Source organism: Actinacidiphila cocklensis, from assembly GCF_907177275.1.
In the GTDB taxonomy this organism is placed as follows: Bacteria; Actinomycetota; Actinomycetes; order Streptomycetales; family Streptomycetaceae; genus Actinacidiphila; species Actinacidiphila cocklensis.
In genome coordinates, this window is sequence record NZ_CAJSLV010000107.1 from 20,143 (window position 1) to 28,853 (window position 8,711).

An 8,711-nucleotide genomic window follows, 5' to 3' on the forward strand; every position below is an offset into this window, starting at 1 on the left:
GCGTTCTTTCTCCTGATGCGGCGGCCGGCTCAGTCGGTCAGGCCCTGCTTCACTTCCGCCAAGCGGCGCCTGATAGCCGCGGTCTCCCGGTGGTTCCCGGCCTGGGCGGCGTCCAATGTGTCCCGCAGCAGCGCGTAAGCCGTACGCGATGCGCCGCACGCCAGATGGACCTCCGCCAGGAGCATCTGTGCCTCCACGACTTCGTCGAGGTCGCGAATTCTGGTGGCGGTCGCCACGGCGGCGGAGAGGTGCTCCGCGGCGGCGTCGAGCCGCCCCGCTTCGAACTCGACTCTGCCGAGGCCCCGCAGGGCCTCCGCGACCTGGTGTGCCGCGCCGATATCCCGCGCGACCTGCAGGGCTTCGGTGAGGCAGGTGACGGCCTCCGCGCGGTCACCGCGCTTCCCGAGCGCCCCGCCCATGCTGATGAGCGTGTCGGCCTGGCTCTTCCTGTCAGCCAGTGAGGTGAACACCTCAAGCGCGGCGCGGCACAATTCAAGGGACTTTTCGGTGTCTCCCATTTCGGTGAGGACGTCGGCGAGGCTGCTCCGCGCGATTGCCTGTTCGTGCCGATAGCCGGAACTGCCGAGCAGGTTTGTCGCCTCCTCGAAGGCGTCCCGCGCATCGTCGAGCCTTCCGGTCCGCCACAACCAGTCGCCGATGTTCACCAGAGCCCCCGCGGCCCGCCTTTCATCGGCCATTTCCACAAAGCCGGAGCGCGCCTTCTGGAAATGCCCCAGGGCGCGTTCGTTCTCGCCGAGATAGAGCAGAGTCACGCCCAGATTGTTGTGGAGCCTGGACAGGGTCCACACGTCACCTGATTCGGCTTTCAGGGTGTAGGCCCGCTGAAAGTACTCAAGCGCTGCGGTGTGCTCGCCGCGGTGCCACTGGAGGGCGCCGACGGTGCGGAGCGCCTCCGCCTCGGCGGACGTGTCGCCGGTCGCGCGGGCGATGTCCAGCGCGCGCCGGCCGGCGTCGGCCGCGCCTTCGTACTGCCCCGTGGTGGCGAGTGCGTCGGACAGGTCGAGCAGCGCCCCGCACAGGTCCGGTTGCGGGCCGTGCTCTGCCCAGTGGGCGACCGCCCGCTGCAGCACGTCGACGGTGTGCTGCCAGTAGCACTCGGCGTTGAGGAAGCCGGCGACGCCGAAGGCGAGCCGGGCGGCGAGGTCGGGGTGGCCCTGGGCCACCGCGAAGCGTTCGACGGACAGGATGTTCTCGCGCTCGCTCGCCAGCCATGCCGCGGCGGCCTCGGCGTCGGGCCAACTCGCAATACCCGCCGGGTAGTCGGCCGGCGCATCGGGATTGCGCAGCCTGCGCGGATAGGCGACGCGGTCGGCGTGGTCGACGGCCTGGACGTAGAAGGTGATCAAGCGGAGGACGATCTGGTCGCGCAGGTGCTCGTCGTCCTCGGTGCCGACCAGATGGCGGGCGTATTCGTGGAGAAGATCATGGTACGTGCACCGGTCGGGAACCTGCTCGCGCAAAAGGTGGTTGGCCAGGAGGCCTTCGACAATGCGTTCCGCCGCGTCCGGCGGGACGTTCAGGAGGGCGGCGGCAACCGGGACGGTGATGTCCGGTCCCGGGTGGAGGCTGAGCCGGCGGAATGCCTGGCGCTGCACTTTGGTGAGAGTGCGATAACTGAGGGAGAAGATACGGGTGAGGTCCCTGTCGTCCGTGTCGTGGATTTCGTTGAGCCGCCCGGGGCGGGTCAGGCGGTCCTGGAGGGTGGCCAGCGTCCAGACGCCGCGGGCCTGGAACCGGCTGGCGATCAGCTCAAGGGCGAGAGGGAGCCTGCCGAGCAGGTCGACGACCCGGCCGACCGCCGCGACGTCCCGGGTGCGGTCCTCGCCCGCGAAGCGGCGGAAGAGCGCGATCGCGTCCGGGCGTGGCAGCACGTCGAGTTGCACACGACGGGCCGTCGGCAGCCCGGTGATGTGGCGGCGGCTGGTCAAAAGCACCAGCGACGGGGTGTCGTGGGGGAGCAGCGGGCGGACCTGCCGCGCGTCCACGACGTCGTCGAGGACGATGACAGCGCGCCGCCGGGCCAGCATCGAGCGCCATAATTCGGCCAAATCATCCACGTCGACGGGGATGTTGGCGGACGGGGTGCCGAGCGCGCGCAGCAGCGCGGTGAGTGCTTCCGCGGGAGTCAGCGGTTCCTGGAGCGCGGAGTGGGCGCGCAGGTCCAGGTAGAGCTGCGAGTCCGGGTAGCGGTCCGCGAGCCGCGCGGCGGTGTGGACGGCGACGGCGGTCTTGCCGACGCCGCCCATGCCGCTGACGGATTCCAGGGCGACGACCGGGCCGTCCGCCGTGGCGGCGAAGGAGTCGGTGAGGCGGGCCAACTCCTCGTGCCGGCCGATGAGGGGAGGCTGGCCGGGCAGATTCCGCGGGGCGCGGCCCCCGTCGGGCTCCGGGCGCGGGATCCTGGTCGCCCGCGCCGCGGCCCGGGGCATCCCCTTCCGCGGGGCGGTGGGGGCGGCGGCGCGCACCAGGTCCGGCACCGGGATGTGGTCGAGCACGCCGAGGTGGATGCGTTCCAGCGCGGGTCCCGGCAGGGCGCCGTACTCCGTCATCAGCACCCGTCGCGCCTGCTCGTACACCCGCAGCGCCTCGGCGTACCGGCCGCAGCCGTAGTAGGCGAGGGTGAGGTGGCCCAGCAGGGTCTCGTCGTCCGGGTGCTGCGCGGTCAACGCGGCCAATTCGGGGACGAGTTCACGGAAGCGGCCGCGGCGCAGGTCGACGGCGGTGCGGGAGACGGCGGCCGCGAGGCGGCGTTCGGACAGTGTCCGGCGCGCGGTCTCGGCCCACAGCCCCGGGATTCCGCTGAGTGCCTCGCCCTCCCACAACTCCTCGGCCTGCCGGAAGACTTCTGCCGCGCGGTCGTCCTCCGCGGTGGCGGCGGCGTCGTTGACCAGGCGCTGGTAGCGGTGCCAGTCGACGGTCTCGGGGTCGGCTTCGAGGGTGTAGGTGTGGACGCGGCTGGTGATCTGCGGGGCGTGCGGGGTGGTTCCGGCCCGGCGCAGCCGGCCGCGCAGCCGGGAGATGTAGGTGTGGGCGTTCTCCCGCCCGTGCGGGGGCGGATCGCCGTCCCACAGGCGGCCTACCAGGGTGTGCAGGGCGACGGGACGTCCGACGTCCAGGGCGAGGGCGGCCAGGACCGCCCGCTCCTTCAGCGAGCCGAGTTCCAGGCGCTCGCCGCCCACCCGTAAGGACACCGTCCCCAGTAACCGGATTTCCACCAGCGCTCCCCTCCCCGCTGGCCCCGTACCTGATGATGAGCATGACATGGGCATGCGCCCGGTCACCAGGGAGGGGGAACGGCCTGGCCGGATTACAGCCTTCAGGGCGGGGACGTGCGTTTCATGCGCACGAAGATGACTGTGGCATATGCGCGCGGCAGATGATCGAGGTGCGCGGGCTGAACAAGGGGGCGCAGATGGACGGTTCACCGTACGGCGTACATCGCAACAGCATCGCGGGAGACGCGCAGCTGACCGGGGTCACCATCCAGGCCAGGGACGTGCAGGGCGGCGTCCACGTCTACGCCCCGCCCAGGCCGGTGCCCCGGCAACTGCCGCCGGTTCCCGGCCACTTCATCAACCGCGCCGACGATCTCGCCGCCCTGGACCGGCTGCTGGCGCGACACGGCGACCAGAGCACCGCCACGCCGCTGATCGTGGTCAACGGGCCGGCCGGCATCGGCAAGACCACCCTGGTCTCCCGCTGGCTCAGCGGCCGCACCGCCGACTTCCCCGGCGGTCAGCTGTACGCCGACCTGCGCGGCCACACCGAGGAGGGGCCGGCGGCCGCGGGCGAGGTCCTGGGGCGCTTCCTGCGCTCGCTCGGCGCGTCCTCGGTGCCCGCGGACCTGGCCGAGCAGACCGCCGAGTGGCGCTCGCGGTCGGCGGGCACGAAGCTGGCCGTCATCCTCGACAACGCGTTCACCGCCGCGCAGATACGCCCCCTGCTGCCGGTCGGCCCCGGCAGCGTCGCCGTGGTGACCAGCCGCCGCCGGCTGAGCGGACTGGGCCTGGACGGCGCTGACTTCCACCGCCTCCACGGCTTCGACGCCGCCGACGGCGTCGAGTTGCTCGCGCTGGGCATCGGCGCTGACCGGGTGTCCGGCGAACTCGCCGACGCCCGCCGGGTGGTGGACCTGTGCGCCGGCCTGCCCCTGGCGGTGTGCCTGGCGTCGGCGCGGCTCGCGTCCCGGCCGCGGCAGCCCGTCGCCGCGCTCGCCGAGGCACTGGCGCCGGACGCGGACGGGCTGGCGGCACTCGACGTCGAAGGAGAGGTCACCGTGGCCAAGGCCCTGGACGCGTCCTACGCGGTGCTCGACGCCGAGGCGGCCCTCCTCTACCGGCGGCTCGGCCAACTCCCGCTGCTGGCCTCCTTCGACACGCTGGCTGCGGCGGTCGCCTGCGCCCGGACCCCGCGCTGGGCCGCGCACCGCCTCGACGCCCTCGTGGAGGCCAACCTCCTGGAGGTCGCAGGACCCGACACGTACCGCTTCCACGACCTGGTCCGGGTGCACGCCCAGGGCCTGGGCGCGGCCGACAGCGGGGACGGCAGCCCCGAGGTGACCCTGCGGCGCCTGTGCGACTGGCTCCTGCACACCGCGGCCGCCGCCGAACAGCGCCTGACGCCGACCCATGTGGGGCTGCCCCGCGACTACGTCCACCTGCCCGACCTGCCGGTGCCGTTCACCGACGACCCCGGCGCCGTCCAGTGGCTGGACGCCCACCACCTCGACCTCATGGCCGCCATGCGGGAGGCCGCCGTCCGCGGCTGGCACGCCCTTGCCTGGCAACTGGTGGACGCCACCTGGCCGTTCTTCATCCGGCTGCGCCACTACGACCTGTGGATCGAGGCGCACGACATCGGGCTCGCCGCCGCCCGCGGCGACGGGGACCCGCGCGCAGAACGGCGGATGCTCACCTCCGGCGCCAACGGCCTGAACGTCGCCCGCCGCTACGACGAAGCCGCCGCCCGCTACACGGAGGCGCTGCGGGCCGCCCGCGCCGCGGGCGACGCCCGGGGCGAAGGCCAGGCGCTGCTCGGCATCGGCCGCTGCCACCGGGAGGCGGGCAGGCCCGGCGTCGCCGGCCCGTATCTGCGGCGGGCGATCACCGTGTGGGAGGCCTGCGGCTACCCGCGGGGCGCGGCGCTGGCCCGTACCGTGCTGGGCGAGGCGGCCCTCGCGGCCGGCCGGCCCGACCAGGCCGCGGGCTACTTCTCCCAGGCCTGGGAGACGCTCGTGGCGGTGAACGACCCGCACGACGCCGCCCGCGCCCTCGCCTTCCTCGGCCGGGCACGCGTGCTCGGCGGCGACCACGAGGCCGGCGCGGCCCGACTGACGGAGGCGCTCGCCGTCTTCACCGCCTCGGGGGCGACGCACTGGCAGGGCCGAGCGCTGGAAATGCTCGGCGACAGCGCCCGCGAACACGGCGACCACCACAGCGCGGTGGACCTGCTGACGCGGGCGCTGGCCTGCTACGAGCTCACCAGCCCGGCGGACGCCCGCCGCGTACGGGGTCGCGTGGACGAGCTGTCGTCGGAGGCGGAGGCGGAGGCGGAGGCGGAGGCGGAGGCGGGGTCGGGGTCGGAGGCGGAGGCGGAGGCGGGGTCGGGGTCGGACGAAGGGGCGGACTCCGGCGGGGACGGGGAAGGCCTGGCGCGCAACGTGCCGTGACGGCGAGATCCGCGCTCGCAAGGCCGGCCGGTGAACCGCCCGCCACCAGGTAGGCGTGCAGGCAGGACGGGACCAGCGGATGGCACTCTGCGCCTCCGCCCCCGCCCCTGCCCGCACCCCGGCCGACGGTGAGGCCGGCAGGACGGCCGGCGCCCGCGACCCCCCAGCCGGCGCCCGCGACCGCCCAGCCGCCGCCCGCCAGTGCCACGGCGGCCAGGGCGGCGCCCGGATGGTCGGCCAGGAGGCGCTCCAGGAGGCCCCATGCCTCACCCGCCGGCCGGGGCGCGCACGCCGTCACCACGTCCGCGCAGGCCGCCCACCGCCGGTCCGCGCACGTATCGGCGTCCCAGGCGAAGTGCTCGTCGAGGACGTCGCGAGGCGGTGCCGTCCGGCCGGTCGATGCCGTTCGGTCGGTCGATGCCGTTCGGTCGGCCGCGTACGGGGCCGCCGTCAGGGCGAGGCAGCTCCGGCCGCCCCACCGCAAGGTGACGTCCACGCCCGCGGGCATGCCGACGTTCGAGGCCGTGCGCAGCGCGACGGTGACGAAGCCGGTCACGCCGACTCCCGGTCCGTGCCCCACACCAGTTGCTCCCACCCCGGCGGTTCCGGCAGCAGCCGAGTCACCGGCGGGTGCGCGGGACTGCCGAGGCCCATCACCCGGTACATCAGCGCGCGCATCTTCCGTGCGAAGAGCCCCGGTTCGGACGTGATCCTGGCGGCCACGGCCGCGCGCTCGTCCGTCCGCTCGCCGTCCCGCCGCTCGGCCGCGGCGTACTCCAGCTGTTCGAGCAGCGGATGCCCCGGTGACAGGGCCGGTACGGCCAGCGCCAGCGCGGCGGCAGGAGAGGCCGGGTTGACCTCCTGCGCCGGGGGTCCGGTCAGCAGCAGCGCCGCCTCCGTCAACGTCGCGTACATGGTGGAGGATCCGTGGTCGCCGATGACCACGTCGGCGGCGATCAGCATGCTCCGCCAGTCCGCGTCGGGCGGCACCAGCGCGATGCCCGCCTGCCGGCACCGCGCCATCCACGACCGGACCTGCCATGCGCCATGACCTGAATAGACGTTCGGGTGCATGAGTACGGCCACCCGGTGCGAGTCGCGCGGGAGTTCGCCCATCAGCCGTGGCAGCAGCGCCTCGAAGCGGCTGAAGGACGACCACGGCCCCCACGTCGAGGCCGCCACCACCAGAGTCATGCCGTCCGAGAGGCCCAGCGCCCGCCGGAAGGCCGGGCGCAGCGGCAGGCTCGCACTGATCCGGTCGTGCACCGGGTCCCCGACCACCTCCGCGCAGGGCACCGCCTCCGGGCAGTGCCGCCGCAGCTCGCTCAGCTCGTCCCGGTGCGGCAGGACGACGGCCGCGGGCAGCCGCCCCGCGGGCATCAGGTCCACCCGGCGCATCCCCGCCACGCCGGGATCCTTCGTGCCGACCACCAGCTTCAGATGCGCCGCACCGTGCGGCATCGTGATCAGCGGCGCCCGCAACTCCTCGACGCCGAGCCGCCCCGCGGCCAGCGCGAGGTCGAACTCCATCCGTACGGCCTCGTCCCACGGCACCACGGCGCACCCCAGCCGCGCCAGCAGCGCCGGCACCTCGTCACCGAACACGTGCGGCGGCGCGGTGAACACCACCTGCACCCGGAAGTCCCCTTCCAGCAGCGCCAGTACGTCCAGCAGCCGCTGCACGTACGTGACGGTGTGCGCCACCACCAGAACCTTCTTGCACCCGACAACCGTCAGGTACTGGCGCTGCTGCGCGCCCGGCACCTGCCCGATCGTTCGTAAGGCTGACACGACATCCCCCAGGTATCTTCGCTCCGGGCAACCAACCTGGTGCCCGGTGACGAGATGCCCGACGGGGCGGACGGAACCCTCTCCGCGTCCTTGCAGAAACCTTGCACGGGCCTGACACGGCCCGGCCCGCCGCGCGCGGCCCTGGTGGTGCTCAGGGCGGGGGGTGGCGGGGAGGGGTGCTCGTCGAGCAGCTCGACGAGCAGAGCGGTGTGGTGCCCCCAACGGGATTCGAACCCGTGCTACCGCCTTGAAAGGGCGGCGTCCTGGGCCACTAGACGATGAGGGCTAATCGGCCAGCCGTCAGCGCCTCGCGACGCAGTTCGGGGACGTGAGGAGCATAGAGGATGCGCGGGCGCTTATCCAAATAGGAATAGGCCCTGCCACGGGCGCCGCGGGGGTGCGGGCCTGGACAATGGGGGCGTGCTGGAGATGAGCCGCGAGGCGTTCGAGGAGCTGGTCGGGGAAGCCCTCGACCGCATCCCGCCCGAGCTGACCCGCCTGATGGACAATGTGGCCGTCTTCGTCGAGGACGAGCCGCCCGCGGGCGAGCCCGAGCTGCTGGGCCTGTACGAGGGCACGCCGCTGACCGAGCGCGGTGAGTGGTACGCCGGGGTGCTGCCCGACCGGATCACGATCTACCGCGGGCCGACGCTGCGGATGTGCGACAACCGGGAGGACGTCGTCGCCGAGACGGAGGTCACCGTCGTCCACGAGATCGCCCACCACTTCGGCATCGACGACGAGCGGCTGCACGCGCTCGGCTACGGCTGAGCCGCCCGCGGCGTCCGGCGCCGGGAGTGGGCGCCGCCTTCCGCTCGTACGGGCGCGGGCGCGTGTCCTGGCGGGTCGCGTGGCGTTGGACACGGCGAGAGAACGCCCCGCGTCGTACGCCCGCAGCGTGCGCGCGCTCCCGCCACCGAGCCCCCCGAGGTCCGCGCCCGATGCCCTCAGCGCACGCGCACGCAGCCGTACCCGCATCCGCACCCCCCTCCGCCCTGGAAGCGGCGCCCGGCCCGCCCCGGCGGCGTGCGGGGCTGCGCTCCGCCGTGCTCGTCGCGCTGGTGGCGGTCGGCGTCGCGTCCTGCGTGAGCGCGGGCAGTGAAACCGGTCACACCCGGCGGCCCGCCCCCGCCGGCGCCGGCGGGACCGTGACCGCCACGGACCGGGGCGGCCGCGCGGCACCCGGCCCGGGCCGGCCCGGCAGCGGGAAGGACGGGATGTCGCCGCCCCC

The 8,711-nt window shown here is 73.9% G+C and carries 4 protein-coding genes, 1 tRNA gene and 1 pseudogene; 3 read left to right on the forward strand and 3 right to left on the reverse strand.

Features of this window, described 5'->3' with window-relative positions:
• Positions 1 to 29: 29 nt before the first annotated feature.
• On the reverse strand, positions 30 to 3,236 hold the full coding sequence (locus tag NFU81_RS36870; protein ID WP_251500364.1) for an AfsR/SARP family transcriptional regulator: 3,207 nt from the start codon (positions 3,234 to 3,236) through the stop codon (positions 30 to 32).
• 197 nt (positions 3,237 to 3,433) lie between these two features.
• Between NFU81_RS36870 and NFU81_RS36875 the strand changes: the two genes are divergently transcribed.
• Positions 3,434 to 5,689: a tetratricopeptide repeat protein gene (locus NFU81_RS36875; protein ID WP_251500367.1), complete on the forward strand. Its 2,256-nt coding sequence runs from the start codon at positions 3,434 to 3,436 to the stop codon at positions 5,687 to 5,689.
• Positions 5,690 to 6,241: 552 nt separating this feature from the next.
• Here NFU81_RS36875 and NFU81_RS36880 read toward each other — a convergent pair.
• Positions 6,242 to 7,480 carry a hypothetical protein gene (locus tag NFU81_RS36880; RefSeq protein WP_251500370.1) on the reverse strand — a complete coding sequence of 413 codons (1,239 nt, stop codon included), beginning with the start codon at positions 7,478 to 7,480 and terminating at the stop codon, positions 6,242 to 6,244.
• A 210-nt stretch (positions 7,481 to 7,690) separates the two neighbouring features.
• Positions 7,691 to 7,766 (reverse strand) — tRNA-Glu (locus tag NFU81_RS36885).
• Positions 7,767 to 7,900: 134 nt separating this feature from the next.
• Between NFU81_RS36885 and NFU81_RS36890 the strand changes: the two genes are divergently transcribed.
• Both NFU81_RS36890 and NFU81_RS36895 read left to right on the forward strand, forming a co-directional pair.
• On the forward strand, positions 7,901 to 8,251 hold the full coding sequence (locus tag NFU81_RS36890; RefSeq protein WP_251500371.1) for a metallopeptidase family protein: 351 nt from the start codon (positions 7,901 to 7,903) through the stop codon (positions 8,249 to 8,251).
• A gap of 170 nt (positions 8,252 to 8,421) precedes the next feature.
• Positions 8,422 to 8,711: pseudogene (locus NFU81_RS36895) on the forward strand (hypothetical protein); the annotation flags it as partial.